21 protein-coding genes and 1 tRNA gene are annotated in these 20,692 nt (G+C 64.8%); 13 read left to right on the top strand and 9 right to left on the bottom strand.

The window, feature by feature from the left end; all coding sequences use genetic code 11:
* Positions 1-3: 3 nt before the first annotated feature.
* Positions 4-225 carry a hypothetical protein gene (locus GGQ99_RS21435; protein WP_183264110.1) on the bottom strand — a complete coding sequence of 74 codons (222 nt, stop codon included), beginning with the start codon at positions 223-225 and terminating at the stop codon, positions 4-6.
* A gap of 255 nt (positions 226-480) precedes the next feature.
* Here GGQ99_RS21435 and GGQ99_RS21430 point away from each other — a divergent pair.
* A tRNA-Arg gene (locus GGQ99_RS21430) sits at positions 481-557 on the top strand.
* Between the two features lie 158 nt (positions 558-715).
* Here the strand turns inward: GGQ99_RS21430 and GGQ99_RS21425 are convergent.
* On the bottom strand, positions 716-1,090 hold the full coding sequence (locus GGQ99_RS21425) for a winged helix-turn-helix transcriptional regulator (protein ID WP_183264109.1): 375 nt from the start codon (positions 1,088-1,090) through the stop codon (positions 716-718).
* A gap of 112 nt (positions 1,091-1,202) precedes the next feature.
* On the opposite strand from GGQ99_RS21425, the gene GGQ99_RS21420 reads away from it, so the two are divergent.
* Genes GGQ99_RS21420 through GGQ99_RS21410 form a run of 3 tightly spaced genes read left to right on the top strand, consistent with a single transcriptional unit; the run spans position 1,203 to position 3,285 of the window.
* Positions 1,203-2,270 (top strand): LLM class flavin-dependent oxidoreductase, encoded by a 1,068-nt coding sequence (locus GGQ99_RS21420; RefSeq protein ID WP_183264108.1) that lies wholly within the window; start codon positions 1,203-1,205, stop codon positions 2,268-2,270.
* Positions 2,260-2,907 carry an NADPH-dependent F420 reductase gene (locus GGQ99_RS21415; protein ID WP_183264107.1) on the top strand — a complete coding sequence of 216 codons (648 nt, stop codon included), beginning with the start codon at positions 2,260-2,262 and terminating at the stop codon, positions 2,905-2,907. The genes GGQ99_RS21420 and GGQ99_RS21415 overlap by 11 nt, the downstream gene beginning before the upstream one ends.
* Positions 2,908-2,958: 51 nt before the next feature.
* Positions 2,959-3,285, top strand: a complete 327-nt coding sequence (locus tag GGQ99_RS21410) for a GNAT family N-acetyltransferase (RefSeq protein ID WP_108609477.1) — start codon at positions 2,959-2,961, stop codon at positions 3,283-3,285.
* Here the strand turns inward: GGQ99_RS21410 and GGQ99_RS21405 are convergent, their stop codons facing one another.
* The 4 genes from GGQ99_RS21405 to GGQ99_RS21390 all read right to left on the bottom strand — a co-directional run bounded on the left by GGQ99_RS21405 (position 3,286) and on the right by GGQ99_RS21390 (position 5,246).
* Positions 3,286-4,002, bottom strand: a complete 717-nt coding sequence (locus tag GGQ99_RS21405; protein WP_108609476.1) for an LrgB family protein — start codon at positions 4,000-4,002, stop codon at positions 3,286-3,288. It lies immediately after the preceding gene.
* A 4-nt stretch (positions 4,003-4,006) separates the two neighbouring features.
* Entirely contained in the window at positions 4,007-4,366 is a 360-nt protein-coding gene (locus GGQ99_RS21400) for a CidA/LrgA family protein (RefSeq protein ID WP_108609475.1), read from the bottom strand.
* Positions 4,367-4,482: 116 nt separating this feature from the next.
* On the bottom strand, positions 4,483-4,761 hold the full coding sequence (locus tag GGQ99_RS21395; RefSeq protein ID WP_183264106.1) for a GNAT family N-acetyltransferase: 279 nt from the start codon (positions 4,759-4,761) through the stop codon (positions 4,483-4,485).
* Between the two features lie 188 nt (positions 4,762-4,949).
* Positions 4,950-5,246, bottom strand: a complete 297-nt coding sequence (locus GGQ99_RS21390; RefSeq protein WP_183264105.1) for a hypothetical protein — start codon at positions 5,244-5,246, stop codon at positions 4,950-4,952.
* Positions 5,247-5,392: 146 nt separating this feature from the next.
* Here GGQ99_RS21390 and GGQ99_RS21385 point away from each other — a divergent pair, with 146 nt between their 5' ends.
* Positions 5,393-6,037: a carbonic anhydrase gene (locus GGQ99_RS21385; protein WP_183264104.1), complete on the top strand. Its 645-nt coding sequence runs from the start codon at positions 5,393-5,395 to the stop codon at positions 6,035-6,037.
* Between the two features lie 116 nt (positions 6,038-6,153).
* On the top strand, positions 6,154-7,635 hold the full coding sequence (locus GGQ99_RS21380) for an aldehyde dehydrogenase family protein (protein WP_183264103.1): 1,482 nt from the start codon (positions 6,154-6,156) through the stop codon (positions 7,633-7,635).
* Between the two features lie 76 nt (positions 7,636-7,711).
* On the opposite strand, the gene GGQ99_RS21375 is transcribed toward GGQ99_RS21380, so the two are convergent.
* Complete coding sequence (locus GGQ99_RS21375) at positions 7,712-9,466, bottom strand: ABC transporter ATP-binding protein (protein WP_183264102.1); 1,755 nt, start codon at positions 9,464-9,466, stop codon at positions 7,712-7,714.
* 236 nt (positions 9,467-9,702) lie between these two features.
* Between GGQ99_RS21375 and GGQ99_RS21370 the strand changes: the two genes are divergently transcribed.
* The 7 genes from GGQ99_RS21370 to GGQ99_RS21340 all read left to right on the top strand — a co-directional run bounded on the left by GGQ99_RS21370 (position 9,703) and on the right by GGQ99_RS21340 (position 17,689).
* Positions 9,703-10,728: a BMP family protein gene (locus GGQ99_RS21370; protein ID WP_183264101.1), complete on the top strand. Its 1,026-nt coding sequence runs from the start codon at positions 9,703-9,705 to the stop codon at positions 10,726-10,728.
* Positions 10,729-10,905: 177 nt separating this feature from the next.
* Positions 10,906-12,438, top strand: a complete 1,533-nt coding sequence (locus GGQ99_RS21365; RefSeq protein ID WP_183264100.1) for an ABC transporter ATP-binding protein — start codon at positions 10,906-10,908, stop codon at positions 12,436-12,438.
* Between the two features lie 234 nt (positions 12,439-12,672).
* Entirely contained in the window at positions 12,673-13,722 is a 1,050-nt protein-coding gene (locus tag GGQ99_RS21360; RefSeq protein ID WP_183264099.1) for an ABC transporter permease, read from the top strand.
* Positions 13,723-13,993: 271 nt separating this feature from the next.
* Positions 13,994-14,935 (top strand): ABC transporter permease, encoded by a 942-nt coding sequence (locus tag GGQ99_RS21355; protein ID WP_108609467.1) that lies wholly within the window; start codon positions 13,994-13,996, stop codon positions 14,933-14,935.
* The gene (locus GGQ99_RS21350; protein WP_183264098.1) at positions 14,932-16,224 is read left to right on the top strand and encodes an amidohydrolase family protein; all 1,293 of its coding nucleotides are present in this window, start codon (positions 14,932-14,934) and stop codon (positions 16,222-16,224) included. Before GGQ99_RS21355 ends, GGQ99_RS21350 begins: the two co-directional genes overlap by 4 nt.
* A gap of 175 nt (positions 16,225-16,399) precedes the next feature.
* Positions 16,400-16,654, top strand: coding sequence for a hypothetical protein (locus GGQ99_RS21345; RefSeq protein WP_183264097.1), 255 nt, complete (start codon positions 16,400-16,402; stop codon positions 16,652-16,654).
* Between the two features lie 114 nt (positions 16,655-16,768).
* Entirely contained in the window at positions 16,769-17,689 is a 921-nt protein-coding gene (locus GGQ99_RS21340; RefSeq protein WP_108609464.1) for a DMT family transporter, read from the top strand.
* Between the two features lie 3 nt (positions 17,690-17,692).
* On the opposite strand, the gene GGQ99_RS21335 is transcribed toward GGQ99_RS21340, so the two are convergent.
* Together GGQ99_RS21335 and GGQ99_RS21330 are read right to left on the bottom strand one after the other, a co-directional pair.
* Complete coding sequence (locus GGQ99_RS21335; protein WP_318762624.1) at positions 17,693-18,181, bottom strand: CAP domain-containing protein; 489 nt, start codon at positions 18,179-18,181, stop codon at positions 17,693-17,695.
* Between the two features lie 67 nt (positions 18,182-18,248).
* On the bottom strand, positions 18,249-20,690 hold the full coding sequence (locus GGQ99_RS21330) for a GcvT family protein (RefSeq protein ID WP_183264096.1): 2,442 nt from the start codon (positions 20,688-20,690) through the stop codon (positions 18,249-18,251).
* Positions 20,691-20,692 lie beyond the last annotated feature (2 nt).

The raw sequence follows: 20,692 nt of genomic DNA, 5'->3' as shown, positions 1-20,692 counted from the left end.
TCGCTATGCAATTCCGCCCGTGAGTTTGCCGTACTCTCGCAGCTGTTTCGCGAGCTCTTCATTGATCCGTTGATCGTCAATCGCAATGGCAACAGCGTCGACCAATTTATCGTCTGCACCGCGATCCGCCAGGAATTTGACAGCAGCACAATCTAGCTGCCGTCTTTCGGAAAGAGCCTCTTCGGTTTCATCTATTTCTTTTAGTCGAAAAGGCGCGTTCTTCATCGTAGGACCACCAATTCGAAGTTCTCAGTTTCATCCTCCATGGCGCGCCATTCTTCCGAATTTCAGAATGATGGAACTGTTCAAGACGCAGTTCGATTTTCTGTCCCGCTCGCCGCGCGGCGGGACAACTGCGTTGCCTTTCCAGAAAAAGCTCGGCGGCTGCTTGCAATTCGCAAAACCAACCGCTAGGTAGCGCCGGTCGCTGCGGTCGATTGACCGAAGCGTCTCGGCCATTTTCAACATTTGGCCTGTTGCGCGCCCGTAGCTCAGCTGGATAGAGCACCAGACTACGAATCTGGGGGTCAGAGGTTCGAATCCTTTCGGGCGCGCCATTTTTCTTCGCAAGTTATCGAGCATTGTCGCCGGCGCTGGAGCGTGCGCAGGCGAAACCGACGGCGAACATGCCGGTCGGCTCCTGACCTTTGTCGTCGAACGCTTCGGGGAGCGCCACGCTGCGAGCTTGTCGCCGGCCGCACCTGCCGGAACCAGATTAGGCGGCCTTGTCGCGGCCGTCGAACCACAATTGAGCCTGGGTGATCCGCCTCTCGTTGTCGATCGCCCAGCGCCCGAGCTCTTCGATCGGTCCGCGCAGGGAATGCCCCAATTCGGTGAGTTCGTAGTCGACGCGGGGCGGGTTCGACGGCGTCACCATACGCCGCACCAGCCCGTCGCGTTCCATGCCCTTGAGCGTCAATGTCAGCATGCGCTGCGAGATGGTGCCGATGGCGCGCTTGATCTCGTTGAAGCGGCGCGGGCCGTCGCGCAGGGCCATGACGATGAGCACGCTCCATTTGTCGCCGACGCGGGCGAGAATGTGGCGGACAGGCCTGCAAATCTCCAGCAGGCCGCTCGGTTCAGGTAACATCGATGTGCCTCCTTGCGCCTTTCCGGCCAGTAACAATATTAGGCCAGGTTACAAAAATATACTTACTGACAAGGCGAGCGACAAGGGCGCCGCCGGCAAAGGAGCGAAGACCATGGAACTGGGTGTCTACAGCTTTGGCGATGTGCAGGCCGACGCCGCAACCGGCAAGCTCGGCTCGACCGCCGATGCCACGCGCAACCTGCTCGAAGCCATCCAGCTCGCCGACCAGGTGGGGCTGGACTATTTCGGCATTGGCGAGCATCACACCCGCGAAATGCCGGCCTCTGCCGCGACCGTCATCCTGGGCGCGGCCGCCTCCACGACCAGGAACATCAAGCTCGGCAGCGCGGTCACCGTGCTCAGCACCGATGATCCGGTGCGCGTCTACCAGCAGTTTGCCACGCTCGACGCAGTCTCGAACGGCCGCGCTGAAATCACCGCGGGCCGCGGATCGTCGACCGAATCCTTTCCGTTGTTCGGCCACAGCCTGAACGACTATGACGAACTCTATGCCGAAAAGCTCGAGCTGCTGCTCCAGATCAACGAGAGCGAATCGATCACCTGGAGCGGCAAGTTCCGCCCGGCGCTGAACGATGCGCTGGTGGTGCCGCGCCCGGACGCCGGTTCGTTGCCGATCTGGCTCGCCACCGGCGGCAATCCGCATTCGTCGGTGCGTGCCGGCCTGCTCGGCTTGCCGGTCTCCTATGCCATCATCGGCGGGCAGGCGAACCGCTTTGCGCCCTTGGCCGATCTCTACAGGCGTGCTGCCGCACAGGCCGGCATAGCGCAGGAGAAGATCAAGGTCGCCGTCGCCAGCCCCGGCTTCGTCGGCGAGGATGCGGCACAGGCCAAGGAGTTCTTCTGGACCCACTGGCACCGCGTCATGGAACAGCTCGGCAAGATCCGCGGTTTCGCACCGCCGCCGCGCGCCCATTTCGACAAGGAGGCCAGCGGTGCCGGCGCCTTGTTTGCCGGTGGACCCGAGGAGATCGCCGAGCGGATCGTGGCCCTGCACAAGAGCCTCGGCCACATGAGGCAGTTCTTCCAGACCGATGTCGGCCAGATGCCGCACAGGGAGTTCCTGCGCTCCATCGAACTGCTCGGCACCAAGGTGAAGCCGCTCGTCGATGCCGAACTCGGCACCAGCGAGCCGGCCAAGGAGTTGACCAATGTCGCCTGAGACGTCCGCCATCGGCATTCTCGGCGCCGGCCGTGTCGGCACCGCGCTGGCTCGGCTGGCGCTAGGAGCCGGCTACGAGGTCCGTGTCGCAACGGGTCGGCCGCCCGCCGAGATCGAACTGCTGCTGGAGATCATGGCTCCGGGGGCAAAGGCAGGGACGGCGGAGGCTGCGATCGCCAACAGCGACATCGTGCTGCTGGCGCTGCCGTTGTCGAAATACCGCAGCCTGAAGCCCGAGCTTCTGGCCGGCAAGGTGGTGGTCGACATCATGAACTACTGGGCCCCGACCGACGGGACAATCGCCGAGTTCGAGGGCGTGCGGTCGAGCAGCGAGGTTGTCCAGGAGTTCTTGTCGGCAGCGCTGCTGGTGCGTAGCTTCAATCACATGGGCTACCATGAGATCGAGGAGGAGGCGCGTCCGGCCGGTGATCCCGACAGGCGCGCCCTGGCCATCGCCGGAAACGATCCCGCTGCCCGCGGCATCGTCGCCGCGTTTGTCGACCGCCTCGGCTACGATGCCGTCGATGCCGGTCCGCTCGCGGCCAGCCGCACCTTCGGAACCGGCACGCCGATCTTCGGCGCCACTTTCGGCCGTTCCGAGATGGAACGGATGCTGTCGGTCGAGCCGGTGGCCTGATCCCGGAGCGGCTTTTGTCCGGGTTCCATGATGTGAAAGCAGAGGAAAGACATGTCTGAAATCGACATCTCCAGGGAAGAACGCGGCCAGCGCCACGGGCGCTACGTCGCCCGCATCGCCGGCGTCGACGGCGAAGCCGAAATCACCTTCACCAAGAGGGGCCCTGGGCTGATCAGCGCCGATCACACCGGCGCGCCCGAGACGATGCGTGGAACCGGTGCCGCCGCGGCCCTGGTGACGTTCCTGGTCGAGGACGCGCGCAAGAACGGGTTCAAGATCCTGCCGCTTTGCCCCTATGTGCGGGCGCAGTATCGCAAGCATCCCGAATGGGCCGACGTCATGACGCTGGCGCCCGGCGAAGAGCCACCGCCTCGCTGATCACAGCACCAGCCTGACCAGCAGCGGCACGATCAGGGACGTTGCGATGGCGTTCAGCGCCATCGCAATCCCGGCAAACAGTCCCGCAGTCTCATCGACGTCGAAGGCGCGGGCCGTGCCGATGCCGTGCGAAGTCAGCCCGACCGCAAAGCCGCGCGCGGCATAGTCCTTGATCCGCATCGCATTCATCAGCGGTGTCACCACAAGCGCGCCGACGATGCCGGTGAGCACCACCAGGACGGCGGTCAGCGAGGGATTCCCACCCAGCGACGATGAAATCGCCATGGCCACGCCGGCCGTGGCCGATTTGGGCAGGAACGAGACGAGCACATCTTGGGAAAGACCAACCCATTTGCCCATCAGCACGATCGACAACACCGCGGAGAAGGAGCCGACGACCAGCGCCGCCGCCATCGGGATCAGCGCCTGCCGCACCTTTTGCCACTGGCGGTACAACGGGATGGCGATGGCCACGGTGGCGGGGCCGAGCAGGAAATGGATGAACTGGGCGCCTTCGAAAAACGTCTCGTAGGGCACGTCGAACAACCACAGCGTCGTCGACAGCACCGCGATGGTGATCAGCACCGGATTGGCCAGTGGGTGGCGCTTCAGGCGCACCGAGATCGTGGTGGCCAATATCCACGCAAACAAGGTCAGGGTGAGCCACAGCAGCGGCGAGGCGGACAGGTAGACCCAGAGTTCGATGGGATGCTTCATCAGGCTATTCCCGTCCGACGAACCGGCGGACGATGACGAACGTCCACACGGTGATGGCAAGGGTCAGAACCGCGGACGCCACCAGCACCATCAGGATCGCACCAGCCTGGCTCTGCAACTGGCTCCAAAGTGCGACGATGCCGACGCCGGCCGGCACGAACAGCAGGCCGAGATTGGCAAGGAAGCCGTCGGCCGCAGTTTCCGCCTCGGCGAACAGCCCGAGGCCGAGCATCTTGCATGCCTGCATCGCCACGAACAGCAGCACCAGGCCAACCACCGGGCCGGGCAGGGGAAGCCCTGTGGTGAAGACGATGCTTTCCCCCAGCAATTGAAACAGCAGCAGAAGTGCTATGCCCTTGATCATGTGTGGCCTGTCCCGGATGTAGCTCGAAGGTGGAAAGTACGGCTCAGAAGCGCTGCCTCGCATCGACGCTCGAGATTGCTCGAACCTCGGTCCGCAAGGCGGTGGCGTTCGGAAGGTCAACCATCCAGCAGCGCCAGGTATTCCGGGTGGCGGCTGGCATAGGTCGCCATGAAGGGGCATCTGGCGATCGCCCTGCGGCCGCTGGATTTGATGGCTTCGAACACACCCTTGGCAAGCCTGGAGCCGATGCCTTGTCCCGCGAACGCCTGCGGCACCTCGGTGTGGACGAGCACGATGCGGTTGTCCTCGATCCGGTAGTAGGCCGCCGCCACTTCGTCACCCAGTGCAAGTTCGTATCGGCTCATGGCCGGGTTATCGACGACGTGTCCGTCCATGCTCATTTCCAATGCGACAGCTTCTGGCCCGGTCTGTTGTCGGCAGCGAGGCTCTACGGGCATCCTCGACAACGGCGCACGCAAAATCAACCGGCATTGCGCAGCGAGCGCTGCCGGCGATGCGCGGCCACTTAAGTCCTGAGCCCCCGCGGAAGAAGCGTCAGTCGACCTGTCGGGCTGGCGCGCCGTCAGCTGACCGTATTTTCCTTCTTGCTTTCGCAGTCCCGGCCGCTGCCCTGGCCGCTTGGCTGCGGGCAGTTTTCGCCCGAGCATTCCTGGGCTTGTGCGGGTGAGACGGGCGCGGGTCCGACGCCTGTCGCCGCCAGAACGCCGGCAGCAAAAATGATGAAAAGGAGCAGGCGCATTTCACTCTCCTTGCCGTGTTGCAGATAGTGTGCCGCGCTTGTTGTCAGCTGCCGGGTTTCGGCGGGCAGGCGAGAGCCTTGCTGGGCAAGGCGCTTCCGGTGCGGTTCGAACCGCAGCATAGCCCAACTTCGTTCATCGTAAAGCGCCTGGCTTTTCGTTCCGCGGTTGAGCGGCGCGAGGGGCACCGGTCCAAGACGTCGGAGACTTAGTAGCTGTTGCTCATTTGCATTTGCCGCAACGGCAATTTCCGTTTATGGGCAACTCCATGTCGAATTTGCCTGATACGCTGCTCACCGGTTATCGCAACTTCATGAAGGGCCGTTACGCGGCCGAAACCGAGCATTACAAGTCGCTGGCGCGCGAGGGCCAGTCGCCCGAAACGCTGGTCATCGCCTGTTGCGATTCCCGTGCGGCGCCCGAAACCATCTTCGATGCCGGCCCGGGCGAATTGTTCGTGCTGCGCAACGTCGCCAATCTCGTGCCACCCTATTCGCCGGATGGCGAGTTCCACTCCACTTCGGCGGCGCTCGAATTCGCCGTGCAGGCGCTCAAGGTCAAGAACATCGTCGTCATGGGCCACGGCCGCTGCGGCGGCATCCGCGCGGCCCTCGACCCCAATGCCACGCCGCTCTCGCCCGGCGATTTCATCGGCAAGTGGATGAGCCTCGTCGGGCCTGCGGCCGAAGTCGTCTCCGGCAACGAGATGATGACCAAGTCCGAGCGGCAGACCGCGCTCGAGCGCATCTCGATCCGCTACTCGATCGCCAATCTGCGCACCTTCCCGTGCGTCCAGATCCTCGAGCAGAAGGGCCGACTGGAAATCTTCGGCGCCTGGTTCGACATCTCGGCGGGCGAGTTGTGGGTCATGGACCGCACCACCGGCGATTTCGAACGCACCGCAATCGCCTGACGTTCGGCTCCTGGCCTCATCGCAATGGCTTGAATGGCGTGGCCACTCCGGCCTAGCCTTGCCGCGTTGACCAGGCCATGGCGCCACGCCTCGGCCGCGCCGGCGAGGAGCACACCATGACCATCGTCCCCATCCGCCAGCCCATCGATGGCCGCCATAGGCCGATGTTCATCGGCGGTTTGTGGGTGGAGGCGGCTTCCGGCCAGACCTTCGAGACGCGCAACCCGGCCACCGGCGAGATCATCGCCACGGTGCCGCGCGGCGGCAGGCAGGATATCGAGCGCGCAGTGGCCGCCGCACGCAATGCCTTTGTCGGACCATGGAGCCGCTTCAAGCCGCATGAACGGCAGAAGCTGCTGCTGCGCATTGCCAATTTGTTCGAGCGCCACTGGGAGGAGATCTGCACCTCCGACACCACCGACATGGGGCTGCCGATCGCCAGGGCGCGGGGTAATGCCAATCGTGTTCTTGGCATGCTGCGCTACTACGCCGGTATGGCGACCGCCCTGCACGGCGAGACCATCGAGAACTCGTTGCCCGGTGACATCGTTTCGTTCACGCGCAAGGAGCCGGTCGGCGTCGTCGGCGCGATCATCCCGTGGAATGCACCGACCGCCGCGTCGATCTGGAAGATCGGCCCGGCGCTGGCGACAGGCTGTACCGTCGTGCTCAAGCCCTCGGAAGAAGCGCCGCTGACGCCGCTGCTAATCGCCGAGCTGATGGCAGAGGCCGGGGTGCCCGACGGTGTCGTCAATGTTGTCACCGGCACGGGAGCGGAAGCCGGCGCGCCGCTGGCAGAACACATGGGCGTCGACAAGATCGTCTTCACCGGCTCCACCTTGACCGGCCAGAGCATCGTCCGGGCCTCGGCCGGCAATCTCAAGCGCGTGTCGCTCGAACTCGGCGGCAAGTCGCCGGTCATCGTCTGCGCCGATGCCGACCTGGAGCGGGCGGTGCCGGTCGCCGCCATGTCGGTCTTCGCCAATTCCGGCCAGATCTGCATCGCCGGCTCGCGCCTGTTCGTCGCGCGTTCGATCCATGACGAGTTCGTCGAACGTCTTTCCGCTTATGCCGCAAGCTTGCGCATCGGCAATGGCATTGACCCGGAGACCGAAATCGGCCCGCTGATTTCGCCGCGCCAGCTCGAGCGTGTCGAGGGCTATCTGCGTGCCGGCTCCGAGGAGGGCGCTCGGCTCGTCACCGGCGGCACCAGGCTGTCGCACGGCGCCCTGGCTGCCGGCAACTTCATCGCCCCGACGGTTTTTGCCGGCGTTTCCGACACCATGCGCATAGCGCGCGAGGAGATATTCGGCCCGGTCATCTCGGCCTTGCCTTTCGATACGCTGGACGAGGCGGTCAGACGCGCCAACGACACGCCCTATGGCCTGGCCGCCGGTGTCTTCACGCGCGACCTGGCCACCGCGCACCAGCTGTCGCGCCGGCTGCAGGCCGGTTCGGTGTGGGTCAACACCTATCACGCCATCGACCCCGCGGTGCCCTTCGGCGGCTACAAGATGAGCGGTTACGGCCGCGAGGGCGGTGGCGAGCATCTTGGCGAATATCTCAGCACCAAGGGCGTCTTCATCCGCATCGATTGAGGGCCGCCAGGCCAAATGCACAAGCAAAAAGCCGCGCCTCGGGTGTGCCAAGGCGCGGCTTTCAGGCGCACGGCGATCAGCGCATCAGCTGGAATTCGTAGAGCCGGCGATAGAGCCCGCCGGCTTCCAGAAGATCGGCATGGCGGCCCTGTTCGGTAACGTTGCCGTCCTGCATCACCACGATGTTGTCGGCCTGGTGAACGGTCGACAGCCGGTGTGCGATCGCAATCGTCGTGCGGCCCGCCGACAGCTTTTCCAGTGCCTCGCGGAACAGCGCCTCGGATTCGGCGTCGAGCGCGCTGGTGGCTTCGTCCAGCAAAAGCACGTTGGCATCGCGCAGGATGGCGCGCGCGATCGACAGCCGCTGCTTCTGGCCACCCGAAAGCAGGGCGCCGTTCTCGCCGACTTGGGTCGCATAGCCGTTCTTCAGCGCCGTGATGAAGTCGTGCGCGTTGGCGGCCTTGGCGGCTGCGATCACCTCTTCGTCGCTGGCGCCTTCGCGGCCGAGCCGGATGTTGTGCATGATCGTGCCGGTAAACAGGAAGGTATCCTGGCTGACATAGGCGATGCGGTCGCGCACCGAATGCAGCGTCGCATGCGAAATGTCCTGCCCGTCGAACAGCACTTGGCCGCTGTCGGGATCGTACATGCGCATGATCAGGTTCATGATCGTCGACTTGCCGCTGCCCGAGGGGCCGACGAGTGCGGTCATCTTGCCCGGGGGGAAGACCAGGTCGAGATCGCGCAGCACCGGTTCGCCGTCGGCATAAGAGAAGCTGAGATCCTTGAGTTCGATCCTGCCGGGGCCGGCCAACAGTGCCTCGGCACCAGGCTTTTCGGTAATCGTCAGCGGCCGGTCGGTAAGTTCAAACATCATGCGCACGCCGACAAGGCCGGCCTCGAGCGAAACGCGGAACCGCGCCAGCCGCTTGGCCGGCTCGTAGGCCAACAGCAGTGCTGTGATGAACGACATGATGCTGCCCGGGGTCTGGCCGCCCTGGACGACGAGGTAGCCGCTGACTAGCACCACGCCGGCGATGGCGAGGCCGGCCAGAGTTTCCATGATCGGGCTGGTGCCGGCTTCGAGCGCGGCAATGGTGTTGGCACGCTGCTCGACGTCGGAGACGGCACGGTGCATGCGGCTGCGCATCAGGGATTCGAGATTGAAGGATTTGACGATGCGCACGCCGACCGTCGTCTCCTGCATCACCTGCACGATCTGCGCCAGCGACATGAACTCCGCCTCCATGATCTTGCGCACCCGGCGCAAGATCTGGTTGACGCCGAAGATAGCGATCGGGCCGACGATGAAGGCGACCAGCGACAGGATCGGCTGCTGGTAGACCATCACAGCAACCAGGCCGAGCAGCGAAAACAGATCGCGCACGAAGGAGGTGACGATGACGTCGAGCACCGCACGCGCTGCCTGCGCATTGTGGGTGACGCGGGTGATCAGGTCCGACGACGGGATCGAATGGTAAAAGGAGATGCCTTGCGCCAGGATGCGATCGTAGATCTTGCGCTGGCGGTCGGCGATGATGCTGTTGCCGACACGGCTCAGGAAGAAGGCCTGGACGAACGTCGCCACGCCCTTGAGGATGAATATCCCCGCCACCATCGCCGCGATCATGTAGACGCGGTTGATGTCCTTGCCGATGACGAACTCGTTGGTGATGTCCTGCATGATCCAGGCGCTGGCCGCGGTCATGCCGGCCACCACGAGCATGGCGGCGATTGCGATACCGTAGCCAAGGGCATGCTGGCGGAAGGATTCGCGCAGCAATCGAAAGATCAGGCGGTGATTCTGCGTCGGACGAAAAAATCCAAACAAATCAATGGGTCCCTTGAGGCGCGGCCCCCCGTGCGGGCCTATATAAAGCACCTGCGGGCGAAGGGAAACGGGAGATGTGCTGCCAATGCAAGGACCTGCCGTGGCAGTGCGCAAGGAGACGGTGGACAGCAGGCTGCCTGCGGATTGCCGGCATTCCGGATTTCGCATACCGTTGACCAAACGATAAAAAACGCGCCTTCGCCAAAGAAGACCAAAACCAGCCAGAGGTGGAAAGAATGCCAAGAAATTCAAACGATTTCGGCTTGTCTCGGCGTACGCTGATCAAGGCTACGGGTGCCTCCGCCGCCGTGGCGGCGGTGGGGCTGCCGGTGCGGCTTTTCGCGGCCGACCCGATCAAGGTGGCAGCCGTCTACACGGTTCCGGTCGAGCAGCAGTGGGTCAGCCGCATCCACAAGGCGGCCAACGCCGCCAAGGACCGCGGCGACATCGAATATGTCTATTCGGAAAACACCGCCAACAACGACTATGAGCGTGTCATGCGCGAATATGCCGAGGCCGGCCACAAGCTCATCCTCGGCGAGGTTTTCGGCGTCGAGGACGCCGCCCGCGCGGTGGCCAAGGACTATCCCGACGTCGCCTTCTTGATGGGCTCCAGCTTCAAGCCCGACGCCGCCGTGCCGAACTTCTCGGTCTTCGACAACTACATCCAGGACGCGTCCTACCTCTCCGGCCTCGTTGCCGGCGCGATGACCAAGTCGAAGAATATAGGCATGGTCGGCGGCTACCCGATCCCCGAGGTCAACCGCCTGATGAACGCCTTCATGGCCGGCGTGAAGGAAGTGGCCCCCGACACCAAGTTCCAGGTCGCTTTCATCGGCTCGTGGTTCGATCCGCCCAAGGCCAAGGAAACCGCCTTCGCCCAGATCGACGGCGGCGCCGACCTGCTCTACGCCGAGCGTTTCGGCGTCTCTGATGCCGCCAAGGAAAAGAAGGTGCTGGCCATCGGCAACGTCATCGATACCCAGGCCGACTATCCCGAAACCGTCGTCGCCTCTGCGCTGTGGCACTTTGAGCCGACGCTCGACAAGGCGATTGCGGAAGTGAAGGCCGGCACCTTCAAGGCCGACGACTACGGCGTCTATTCCTTCATGAAGAACGGCGGCTCGTCGCTGGCTCCGCTCGGCACCTTCGAGGGCAAGGTGCCCGACGAGATCAAGGCCAAGGTCGCCGAGAAGGAAAAGGCGATCAAGGACGGCTCGTTCACCGTCGAGATCAACGACGCCGAGCCCAAGTCGAGCTAGCGCTTTCCACCTCTCCCTTGTGGGAGAGGTCGGATTGCCCCGCAGCCCCGCAGCGGCAAGGTTGGCAATGGTGAGGGGTATTCCAAGTTGGAACACCCCTCATCCGATCTCGCTCCGCTCGGCCACCTTCTCCTACAGGGGAGAAGGGGTCGCCCAATCGCCCCGCCCGGATCGCGAATGTCGCCCACCGCCTCAGAACCCGTCCTTAGCCTCTCCGGCATCACCAAGCGGTTCGGCCCGCTCGTCGCCAACGACGCCATTTCCTTCGAGCTGAAGCGTGGCGAAGTGATCGCGCTGCTCGGCGAGAACGGTGCCGGCAAGACCACGCTGATGAACATCCTCTTCGGCCACTACGTCGCCGACGAGGGCACGGTCGAGGCCTTCGGCAAGCCGTTGCCGCCGGGCGATCCGCGCGCAGCACTCGATGCCGGCATCGGCATGGTGCACCAGCATTTCACGCTCGCCGACAACATGACGGTGCTGGAAAACATCGCCCTCGGCACTCAGAGCCTGTGGCGTCCGCGCCTCGACCGGGCCGCCGCGCGCAACCGCATAGGACAGCTCTCCACCGATTTCGGCCTGGCGGTCGACCCCACTGCTACCGTCTCGACCCTTTCCGTCGGCGAGCGCCAGCGTGTCGAGATCCTGAAGGCCCTCTACCGCGAGGCCCGCATCCTGATCCTCGACGAGCCGACGGCGGTGCTGACCCCAGCCGAGACCGATGCGCTGTTCCGCACGCTGAAGCTGCTTGTCGCCAAGGGCCTGTCGATCATCTTCATTTCCCACAAGCTGCATGAGGTCATGGCCGTCAGCGACCGCGTGTTGGTGCTGCGCTCCGGCCGGCTCGCCGGCGAACGCGAAACCAAGGCGACCGATCGCAAGGCACTGGCGGCCCTGATGGTCGGCCAGGAGGTCAAGCCGGCGGAGGTCAGCCCGGTCCAGGTTGGCGCGCCGCTGCTGGTGCTCGACCGTGTCTCCACCGCCCGCCACAATGGCGCCGGCCTCGACGAGGTGTCGCTGACCCTGAGCGCCGGCGAGATCACCGGCCTGGCCGGCGTTTCCGGCAACGGCCAGGCGGCCCTTGCCGCGCTCATCGCCGGCACAAGGCGCCCCACCGGAGGCTGCATTTCCATTGCCGGCCAACCGGTCGGCGACTGGTCGCCACAGGCAGCGCTCGGCCATGGCGTTGCCCGCATCCCGGAAGACCGCCATGCCGTCGGCACCATCGGCGACATGAGCGTCACCGAGAACGTCATCGCCGAGCGCTACGGCAGTCCGCGCTTCAGCCGCATGGGCTTTCTCGACTGGAAGGCGGCGCGCAGCTTCGCCGAGGAGATCATCGCCGACTACGACGTCAAATGCCCGTCGCCCGAGGCGCGCATCCGGCTGCTTTCGGGCGGCAACATGCAGAAGCTCATCCTCGGCCGCGCGCTTGACCCCGAGCCTGCGGTCATCCTCGCCAGCCAGCCGACGCGCGGCCTCGACGTCGGCGCGGTCGCCTATGTCCACCGCATGCTGCTTGCCGCCCGCGAGCGGGGGGCAGCAGTGCTGCTGATCTCGGAGGACCTGGAGGAAATCCTGGCGCTGTCCGACCGCATCGTCGTGATGTCCAAGGGGCGGCTTTCGAGCCCGTCGGCGCGCGGCGAGCGCAGCATTCGCGAACTGGGGGAACTGATGGCAGGTCACGGCGAAGAGGGGCAGGCGGCGTGAGCAACGAGTGCACCTTTGCTCGGGCCGCGCTCTACGTTGCCCCCCTCTGTCCTGCCGGACATCTCCCCCACAAGGGGGGAGATTGGCCGGCCGCGCCGGTTTCGCCAACCTGCGGAGTTGCAGAAAGGCGTCAGCCGGAGCCACTGCTGATCTCTCCCCTTGTGGGGGAGATGTCCGGCAGGACAGAGGGGGGCGCTGTCCCGCAGCCATCTCAAGCCGGGGGAAGGCAACATCATGCGGCTTGAGCCGAAACCCGCGCCGTCGCTGGCGCTCACCCTGCTGTTCCCGATCGCGGCGATTGTTGCCACGCTGCTCATCACCTCGCTGTTGGTACTCGCGGCCGGGGCTTCGCCGCTGTCGGTCTTCTACCTCGTCGCCAAAGGTGCCGCGGGCTCGCAATTCGCCCTGCTAGAGACGCTGACGCGCGCGACGCCGCTGATCTTCACCGGCTTGGCGGTCGCCGTTGCCTTCCGCGCTAAGCTCTGGAACATCGGCGCCGAGGCCCAGCTCTATGTCGGTGGCATTGTCACCGTGGTGCTCGGCACCGGCGCCCTGCCGCTGCCATCGATCATTCTCATCCCCGTCATCATGCTGGCGGTGATGCTCGCCGGAGGGTTGCTGCTTCTCGGTCCGGCGATCCTGAAGACCCGCTTCGGCGTCGACGAGGTCGTCACCACCCTCCTGCTCAATTTCATCGTGCTGCTGTTCGTCTCGATGCTGCTCGAGGGCGTGCTCAAGGACCCGATGGGCCTCGGCTGGCCGCAGTCGCAGAAGGTCATCGCCGAGGCGCAGTTGCCGCGCATCATCCAGGGCAAGCGGCTGCATTACGGCTTCGTCATCGCCATCGTCTCGGCCATTGTCGTCTGGGTCATCATGAAGAAGACCGTGCTCGGCTACGAGATGCGCGCCGTCGGCCACAACCCCGAGGGCGCGCGTTTCGTCGGCATTCCGGTCAACCGCGTGCTGATGAAGACAGCGCTTCTGTCGGGCGGGCTGGCGGCACTGGCAGGTTTCTCCGAGGTCTCGGGCCTCAAGGGCAACCTGACGCTCGACCTGTCGCCGGGCTACGGCTATTCGGGCATCGTCGTCGCCATGTTGGCGATGCTGAATCCGCTCGGCGTCATCGCCTCGGCCATCTTCGTCGCCGGCATTTTCGTCGGCGCCGACGCCATGAGCCGCGTCGCCAAGGTGCCGAGCTACATCGCCGACGTCATGGTCGCGACGTCGCTTCTGACGATGGTGGTGGCGATCCTGCTGACGCGGTTCCGGGTGAGGTGGAGGTGATGGCTGTGATCCTTCGCGCCCCCCTCTGGCCTGCCGGCCATCTCCCCCTCAAGGGGGGAGATCAGTCGCGTCGACGCCGCACCAATTCCTGCCGCGTCGCAATGCGCTTTGGCAGACATGGCGAAACCTTTCTGCCGCCGACGATTGGGCGAGGCGCTGGTCACAGCTTGATCTCCCCCCTTGAGGGGGAGATGGCCGGCAGGCCAGAGGGGGGCAACGTAAGGCGCCCACATCGGTTGATGCAGGCAGTATCGAGGCGGAGAGCCCTCTGATGGACGCGTTTGAAATCCTCTTCACCGCCTCCTTCTGGGTCGCTGCCATCCGCATCGCCTCGCCGCTGATCTTCGCCACCATGGGCGAACTGATCTGCGAGCGCGCCGGCGTGCTCAACCTCGGCATCGAGGGCATCATGACTGCTGGCGCCTTTGCCGGCTGGTTCACCGTCTATGCCGGCGGTGACCTGTGGACCGGGGTGCTGGTCGCGGCCCTTGCCGGCGCGATGTTCGGCCTACTGCATGCGACGCTGACCGTGCCGCTCGGCCTGTCGCAGCATGTCGTCGGCATCGGCATCACGCTGCTTGCCACCAGCCTGACCTATTTCATCTATCGCCTGGCGCTGCCCGAGGTGACCTCGCCGCCCAAGATCGAGCCATTCCAGCCGCTGCCGATCCCCGGCCTGTCGAAGATCCCGGTGCTTGGCGAAGCGCTGTTTTCGCAGACGCCGCTGACCTATCTTGCCTTCCTCACCGTCGCAGTCGTCGCCTGGGTGCTCTACCGCACGCCCGTCGGCCTTGCCGTCCGGGCCGCCGGCGAGAACCCGTCGGCCGTCGAGGCGCAGGGCATTTCGGTCACTGGCATCCGCATCGGCGCCGTCATGGTCGGCAGCGCGCTGATGGCGGTCGGTGGCGCCTTCCTCACCATGTCGGCCTTCAACTCGTTCTTCTTCGAGATGATCAACGGCCGCGGTTGGATCTGCATTGCGCTGGTGGTGTTCGGCTCGTGGCGGCCGGGCAAGGCGCTGATCGGCGCCATCCTGTTTGCCGCGTTCGACGCCTACCAGGTTCGCCTGCAGCAGATGTCGGGCGGCATCGTGCCCTACCAGGTGTTCCTGATGATGCCCTATGCGCTGTCCATCCTGGCCCTGATCCTGGTGGCGCGCCGCGCTACCTATCCCAAGGCGCTGATGATCCCGTACCAGAAAGGCGAGAGATGAGCTTCGACCTGATCGTCAAGGGCGGCACGCTGCCCGATGGAACCGTTGCCGACATCGGCATTAAGGGCGACCGCATCGCCGCGATCGAACCGCGCATCGATGCCGAGGCGGGCCGTGTCGTCGATGCCTCCGGCAACCTCGTCTCGCAGCCCTTTGTCGACCCGCATTTCCATATGGATGCGACGCTGTCCTACGGCCTGCCGCGCATTAATGCCTCGGGTACTCTGCTCGAAGGCATTGCACTGTGGGGCGAACTCAAGCCGCTGCTCACCCATGAGGCGGTCAAGGAACGGGCGCTTGCTTATTGCGACTGGGCCGTGTCGATGGGCCTGCTCGCCATCCGCACCCATGTCGACACCTGCGATGATCGGCTGCTTGCCGTCGAGGCCCTGCTCGAGGTCAAGAAAGAGATCGCGCCCTACATCGACCTGCAGCTTGTCGCCTTCCCGCAGGATGGGCTCTATCGCTCGCCGACGGCCCGCGAAAACACCATCCGCGCCCTCGACATGGGCGTCGATGTCGTTGGCGGCATTCCGCATTTCGAGCGTACCATGGCCGACGGCACGCGCTCGGTCACCGAACTCTGCGAAATCGCGGCGGAGCGCGGGCTGATGGTCGACCTGCATTGCGACGAGACCGACGATCCGCTGTCGCGCCACATCGAGCAACTGGCCTACGAGGCCCAGCGCCTCGGCCTGCAGGGCAGGGTGGCCGGCTCGCATCTGACTTCGATGCACTCGATGGACAATTATTACGTCTCGAAGCTGTTGCCGCTCATCGCCGAAGCCGGCGTGTCGGCGATCCCCAACCCGCTGATCAACCTCATGCTGCAGGGCCGGCACGACACCTATCCCAAGCGCCGCGGCATGACCCGCGTTCCCGAGATGCTCAAGGCCGGCATCCGCGTCGGCTGGGGCCAGGATTGTGTGCTCGACCCCTGGTATTCGCTCGGCACCGCCGACATGCTCGATGTCGCCTTCATGGGCCTGCATGTCGCCCAGATGTCGTCGCCCGCCGATATGCGCCGCTGCTTCGACATGGTCACCAGGGTCAATGCCGAGATCATGGGGCTCGACCATCTCGGCCTCGCGGTTGGCAAGACGGCGAGCCTCGTCGTGCTCGACGCCGGCAATCCGATCGAGGCGGTGCGCCTGCGCGCCGAGCGGCTGTGCGTCGTCGCCAAAGGCAAGGTGGTGGCCGAGCGCCCGAAGCGCGATACGTCACTTTCGATCAAGGGCCGTCCGGCGAGCATCAACCGCCGCCACGTCGTGCCGCAGCAAGCAAATTGAGAGGTGCTTTTCCAGCTTGGGTTCCTCGCCCCACGAAGTGGGGAGAGGTGGCGAGGCAAAGCCGAGCCGGAGAGGGGTAATGCCGACAGCAGGCGAATAGGCCACCTCTTCCCGAACCCCGGCCGAACGAATAAAGTCGCCGTCCGGAATCAAGTTTTGAATGCGAGGCGCAGCCATGAAGTTCAGGACCGTCTTGTTGCTTCTCACGGCCGCCGTTGTTGCCGGCTGTGTGTCTTCCGAAGAGCAGCGCGCCCGTGACGAGGAAAAGTGCCGTACCTACGGCTTCACCAAGCGCAATGACGCCTTCGCCGAATGCCTGCAGCGCATCGAACTCGACCGCCGCGCCGAGTTCCGCCGTCGCAGCGAGTTCGATGATTGGGGTCGACCGTTTGTCGTCTATCGCCCGATCGTCGTCGCGCCCAGGCCGTGATCGCTGGCGCTGCGACGCAGCAACGCATGGTCCAGGGCACTTAGCTCTCGCAAAGATGGCGTTGCGGGCCTAGATAGGCGCGATCCGGGCCCGTTGCCCGCGGACGCTGACACCATGACATTTCGACAAGCCATAGCCCTGCCCAAGGGGAACCTCGTTCTCGCGGGCGTCCTGCTGATGCTGCTGGGCGACTTCATGTTCGCCCTCAACGATGCCATGGGCAAATGGCTGGTCACCAGCTTCTCCGTCGGCCAGGTGCTTTTCATCCGCTCGGTCGGCGCCTTCATCATCCTCGGCCCGATGATCGCCAAGCAAGGCGTAGCCCCTCTGACAAGGGTCGAGCGCCCGGGCCTGCAGGTGCTTCGCGTCGTGCTCGCCACGGCCGATACGGGCTTTTTCTATGCCGCCGTCGCCTACCTGCCGCTGGCCGACGTCATGACCTTCTACATGGCCGGCCCCATCTACATCGCCGCCCTTTCGCACTTCTTCCTTGGCGAAAAGGTCGGCTGGCGCCGGTGGATCGCCATCGTGCTCGGCTTCTGCGGCGTGGTCATTGCGCTGCGTCCGTCGACAGCCTCGCTGTCCTGGCCGTCGCTGTTCGCCATCGTCGGCAGCCTGTCCTTCTCCGTCACGCTGATCCTCAGCCGCAAGCTGCGCGCCACCAACGACACCACGCTCGTTACCTGGCAGACGGTGGGCGCGCTTATTGTCGGCGGTGTGCTGGCGGTCGCCGACTGGCGCGCGCCAAGTGCGCTCGACTGGTCGGCCATGCTGCTGCTCGGCGTCGTCTCATGCGCGGCGCACCTGATGATTACGCGCGCGCTCAAGCTCGCGCCCGCCTCGCTGCTGGCGCCGCTGCAATACACGCTGCTTCTGTGGGCAATTGTCATGGGCATCGCCTTCTTCGGCGATTACCCCGATGCTCAGGGCCTCATCGGCTCGGCGATCATCGTCGTTGCCGGCCTGTTCATCTTCCACCGCCAGAAGGTGGTGGACAAGGCCGAGCCAGAGACGGTGCCGACCAGCGTGCACTGAGAGTTATTTGCCCAGCACCAGCGCCCAGTAGCGCTTGTCGCTGCCCTTGGCCTCGCGCACATAGGCGAGGCCGAACTTGCTGAAGCGCGGGTCGAGCATGTTGCGGCGGTGTCCGGCGGAGTTCATCCACATCGAAAACAGCTTGGCCGGCTCCATGCCGCCATGGGCGATGTTTTCGGCTGCAGCACCTGCAACGCTGTTGTCGTTCATGCGGGCGGCGAAATCCTTGCCCCAGCCGGTGGTGTGCTCCATCTTGCCGCTTCGCGCCATGTAGCCCGCCTGCTGCAGTGCTGCGCGCTCCAGCGTCGAGTCGGGGCGCAGCGGCGGCAGGCCGTGCTCGGAGCGGATGGTCTGGAGATAGGCTATGCCTGTCGTCGACGCGCCGGCACCGTCACCGGCCATGTTCGAACCGGTCTGGCAGGCGGCCAGGAAAAGCAGTCCGCCCATCGCCGTTGCGCGCAAGGCCGCGCGCGCCATCTGTTTCGCCATCATCAGGTCCTTGTCTCGTGCCCGTCCTTGCGAGCCTTGATAAGGCAGATCATGGCTTTTTGGCGAGCACTTACCCCTTCACACGTGCTGCGGCGGGATCGAACAGCGGCTCGAGGTGGATCTTCGCCGCAACCCGCTCCATGGCGACCACCAGCTCGTAGCTGCCGCCGGTGAGGAACGCATCGTCGACGCCTCCGGCGTCGCGGACGTAACCGAAGCCGATGTTCTTGCCCACTGTGTAGCCATAGCCGCCGCTGGTGAGGTAGCCGACCGGCTGGCCGTCGCGCAGGATCGTCTCGCGCCCGACAAGCACGACCTCCTTGTCGTCGACGGTGAAGCAGGCGAGCCGCTTGGTCAGCGGCGCGTTACCGAGCTTCTCCAGCGCCTTGCGGCCGAGGAAGTCGATGTTCTTCTTCAGCTTCACCGCCCAGCCGAGCCCCGCCTCGAATGCCGTGTCGTTGGGGGTGATGTCCGAGCCCCAGGCGCGGTAGCCCTTTTCCAGCCGCAGCGATTCCAGCGCGCGGTAGCCGACCGGGCGGATGCCATGTGCAGCGCCCGCCGCCATCAGCGCGTCGAACACCTCGCCTGTAGCCTCGATCGGCACATGCAGTTCCCAGCCGAGTTCGCCGACATAGGTCACGCGCAGCGCCCTGATGGTGGCACCGGCGATGGCGATCTCCTTGATATGGCCGAAGGGGAAGGCAGCGTTGGAGACGTCGGCATCGGTGACGGCTTCGAGCACTTTCCGCGCATTCGGCCCCATCAGCGACAGCGTGCCGAACTGCTCGGTGACATCGACCAGCCTCGCGTCCAGCCCCTCCGGAATGTGGTCGCTGATCCAGGCCAGGTCGTGGGTGCGGAAGCCGGTGCCGGTAACGATGTAGAACTTGTCTTCTGCCAGCCGCGCCACGGTCAGGTCGGCCTCGATGCCGCCCCGCGTGTTGAGCAGTTGCGTATAGGTCAGACGCCCCGCAGGCTTCGACACGTCATTGGCGCAGATGAAGTCGAGCGCCTGTTGCGCGTCCTTGCCCGTCATTTCGTATTTGGCGAAGGACGACTGGTCGAAGACGCCGACCGCCTCGCGCACATGGGCATGCTCGGCGCCCACCGGCTCGAACCAGTTCTGGCGGCCCATGGCGTAGACGTCCTTCGCCTCCATGCCCTTGGGCGCGAACCAGTTGGGCCGCTCCCAGCCGAGCTTGGAACCGAAGACGGCGCCATACTTCTTCAGCCGCTCATAGAGCGGCGAGACGATGTAGGGCCGGCCGCTGTCATATTCCTCATGCGGAAAGCCGATCGTGTAGTGCTTGCCATAGGCTTCGAGCGTGCGGTCGGACACCCATTGACGATCGCGGTGCAGGCCCGAGAAGCGCCGGATGTCGACCACCCAGAGGTCCAGCGGCGCTTCGCCGTCGACGACCCATTGCGCCAGCACCCAGCCGGCACCGCCGCCAGAGGCGATGCCGAAGGCGTTGAAGCCGGCACCGACGAACATATTCTGGCACTCAGGCGCCGCCCCCAGGATGAAGTTGCCGTCGGGCGTGAAGCTCTCCGGGCCGTTGATCATCTGCTTGACGCCGACATCAGCCAGTCCGGGCACACGCTCTATCGCCTGCACCATGTGCTGCTCAAAATGGTCGTAGTCGTCGTCGAACAGCCGGAATTCCCAGTCGTTGGGCACGTCGCCTGTGGTCCAGGCTATCGGGTTGGGCTCGTAGCCGCCCATGACAAGCCCTCCGACCTCTTCCTTGAAATAGGTGCGCCGGTCAGGGTCGCGGATGGTTGGCGCGTCGGTGGCGAGCCCGGGCAGCTTCTCGGTGATGATGTACTGGTGCTTGACCGGCTGCAGCGGCACGTTGATGCCGGCCAGCGCACCCACCTGCCGCGCCCACTGGCCGGCGCAGTTCACCACTTTGTCGCAGGCGATGTCGCCCTGGTCGGTCATAACCTTCAGGATGCGGCCGTCCTTCATCTCGAAGCCGGTCACGCGCACGTTCTCGAACAGCTTCGCGCCATGCATGCGCGCGCCCTTGGCCAGCGACTGGGTGATGTCGGAGGGGCTCGCCTGGCCGTCGGTCGGCAGCCACGAAGCGCCGACGAGATCCGAGGTCTCCATCAGCGGCCACATGCGCTTGACCTCTTCCGGCGATACCAGCTGCATGTCCATGCCGAAGCTTTTCGCCGTCGTCGCCAGCCGCTTGTATTCGGTCCAGCGGTCCTGGTTGGTGGCGAGCCGCAGGCAGCCTGTCATCTTCCAGCCGGTGGCAAGCCCGGTCTCGGCCTCCAGCCCCTTGTAGAGTTCGACCGAATATTTGAGCACGCGGGTGATCGAGGCCGACGAGCGCAACTGCCCCACCAGTCCCGCCGCATGCCAGGTCGACCCTGAGGTCAGCTTGCCCTGTTCGAGCAGAATCACGTCGGCCTTGTGGTCGCGCGCCAGGTGATAGGCGGTCGAGCAGCCGATGATGCCACCGCCGATGACGACGATCTGTGCATGTGAAGGGAGGGCCATGA

The organism is Aminobacter niigataensis (assembly GCF_014200015.1).
GTDB lineage: Bacteria > Pseudomonadota > Alphaproteobacteria > Rhizobiales > Rhizobiaceae > Aminobacter > Aminobacter niigataensis.
Note: the sequence above shows the minus strand (reverse complement) of the source record. Positions and strands in the feature narration are given on the sequence as shown.

What these genes read in the sequence shown, in the direction of transcription:
- GGQ99_RS21395 (WP_183264106.1), bottom strand. Translation starts at nt 4,761, where the DNA reads ATGGACGGACACGTCGTCGATAACCCGGCCATGAGCCGATACGAACTT.
- GGQ99_RS21390 (WP_183264105.1), bottom strand. Translation starts at nt 5,246, where the DNA reads ATGCTGCGGTTCGAACCGCACCGGAAGCGCCTTGCCCAGCAAGGCTCT.
- GGQ99_RS21370 (WP_183264101.1), top strand. Translation starts at nt 9,703, where the DNA reads ATGCCAAGAAATTCAAACGATTTCGGCTTGTCTCGGCGTACGCTGATC.
- GGQ99_RS21360 (WP_183264099.1), top strand. Translation starts at nt 12,673, where the DNA reads ATGCGGCTTGAGCCGAAACCCGCGCCGTCGCTGGCGCTCACCCTGCTG.
- GGQ99_RS21435 (WP_183264110.1), bottom strand. Translation starts at nt 225, where the DNA reads ATGAAGAACGCGCCTTTTCGACTAAAAGAAATAGATGAAACCGAAGAG.
- GGQ99_RS21380 (WP_183264103.1), top strand. Translation starts at nt 6,154, where the DNA reads ATGACCATCGTCCCCATCCGCCAGCCCATCGATGGCCGCCATAGGCCG.
- GGQ99_RS21350 (WP_183264098.1), top strand. Translation starts at nt 14,932, where the DNA reads ATGAGCTTCGACCTGATCGTCAAGGGCGGCACGCTGCCCGATGGAACC.
- GGQ99_RS21330 (WP_183264096.1), bottom strand. Translation starts at nt 20,690, where the DNA reads ATGGCCCTCCCTTCACATGCACAGATCGTCGTCATCGGCGGTGGCATC.
- GGQ99_RS21345 (WP_183264097.1), top strand. Translation starts at nt 16,400, where the DNA reads ATGAAGTTCAGGACCGTCTTGTTGCTTCTCACGGCCGCCGTTGTTGCC.
- GGQ99_RS21410 (WP_108609477.1), top strand. Translation starts at nt 2,959, where the DNA reads ATGTCTGAAATCGACATCTCCAGGGAAGAACGCGGCCAGCGCCACGGG.
- GGQ99_RS21385 (WP_183264104.1), top strand. Translation starts at nt 5,393, where the DNA reads ATGTCGAATTTGCCTGATACGCTGCTCACCGGTTATCGCAACTTCATG.
- GGQ99_RS21415 (WP_183264107.1), top strand. Translation starts at nt 2,260, where the DNA reads ATGTCGCCTGAGACGTCCGCCATCGGCATTCTCGGCGCCGGCCGTGTC.
- GGQ99_RS21425 (WP_183264109.1), bottom strand. Translation starts at nt 1,090, where the DNA reads ATGTTACCTGAACCGAGCGGCCTGCTGGAGATTTGCAGGCCTGTCCGC.
- GGQ99_RS21400 (WP_108609475.1), bottom strand. Translation starts at nt 4,366, where the DNA reads ATGATCAAGGGCATAGCACTTCTGCTGCTGTTTCAATTGCTGGGGGAA.
- GGQ99_RS21335 (WP_318762624.1), bottom strand. Translation starts at nt 18,181, where the DNA reads ATGATGGCGAAACAGATGGCGCGCGCGGCCTTGCGCGCAACGGCGATG.
- GGQ99_RS21405 (WP_108609476.1), bottom strand. Translation starts at nt 4,002, where the DNA reads ATGAAGCATCCCATCGAACTCTGGGTCTACCTGTCCGCCTCGCCGCTG.
- GGQ99_RS21340 (WP_108609464.1), top strand. Translation starts at nt 16,769, where the DNA reads ATGACATTTCGACAAGCCATAGCCCTGCCCAAGGGGAACCTCGTTCTC.
- GGQ99_RS21365 (WP_183264100.1), top strand. Translation starts at nt 10,906, where the DNA reads ATGTCGCCCACCGCCTCAGAACCCGTCCTTAGCCTCTCCGGCATCACC.
- GGQ99_RS21420 (WP_183264108.1), top strand. Translation starts at nt 1,203, where the DNA reads ATGGAACTGGGTGTCTACAGCTTTGGCGATGTGCAGGCCGACGCCGCA.
- GGQ99_RS21355 (WP_108609467.1), top strand. Translation starts at nt 13,994, where the DNA reads ATGGACGCGTTTGAAATCCTCTTCACCGCCTCCTTCTGGGTCGCTGCC.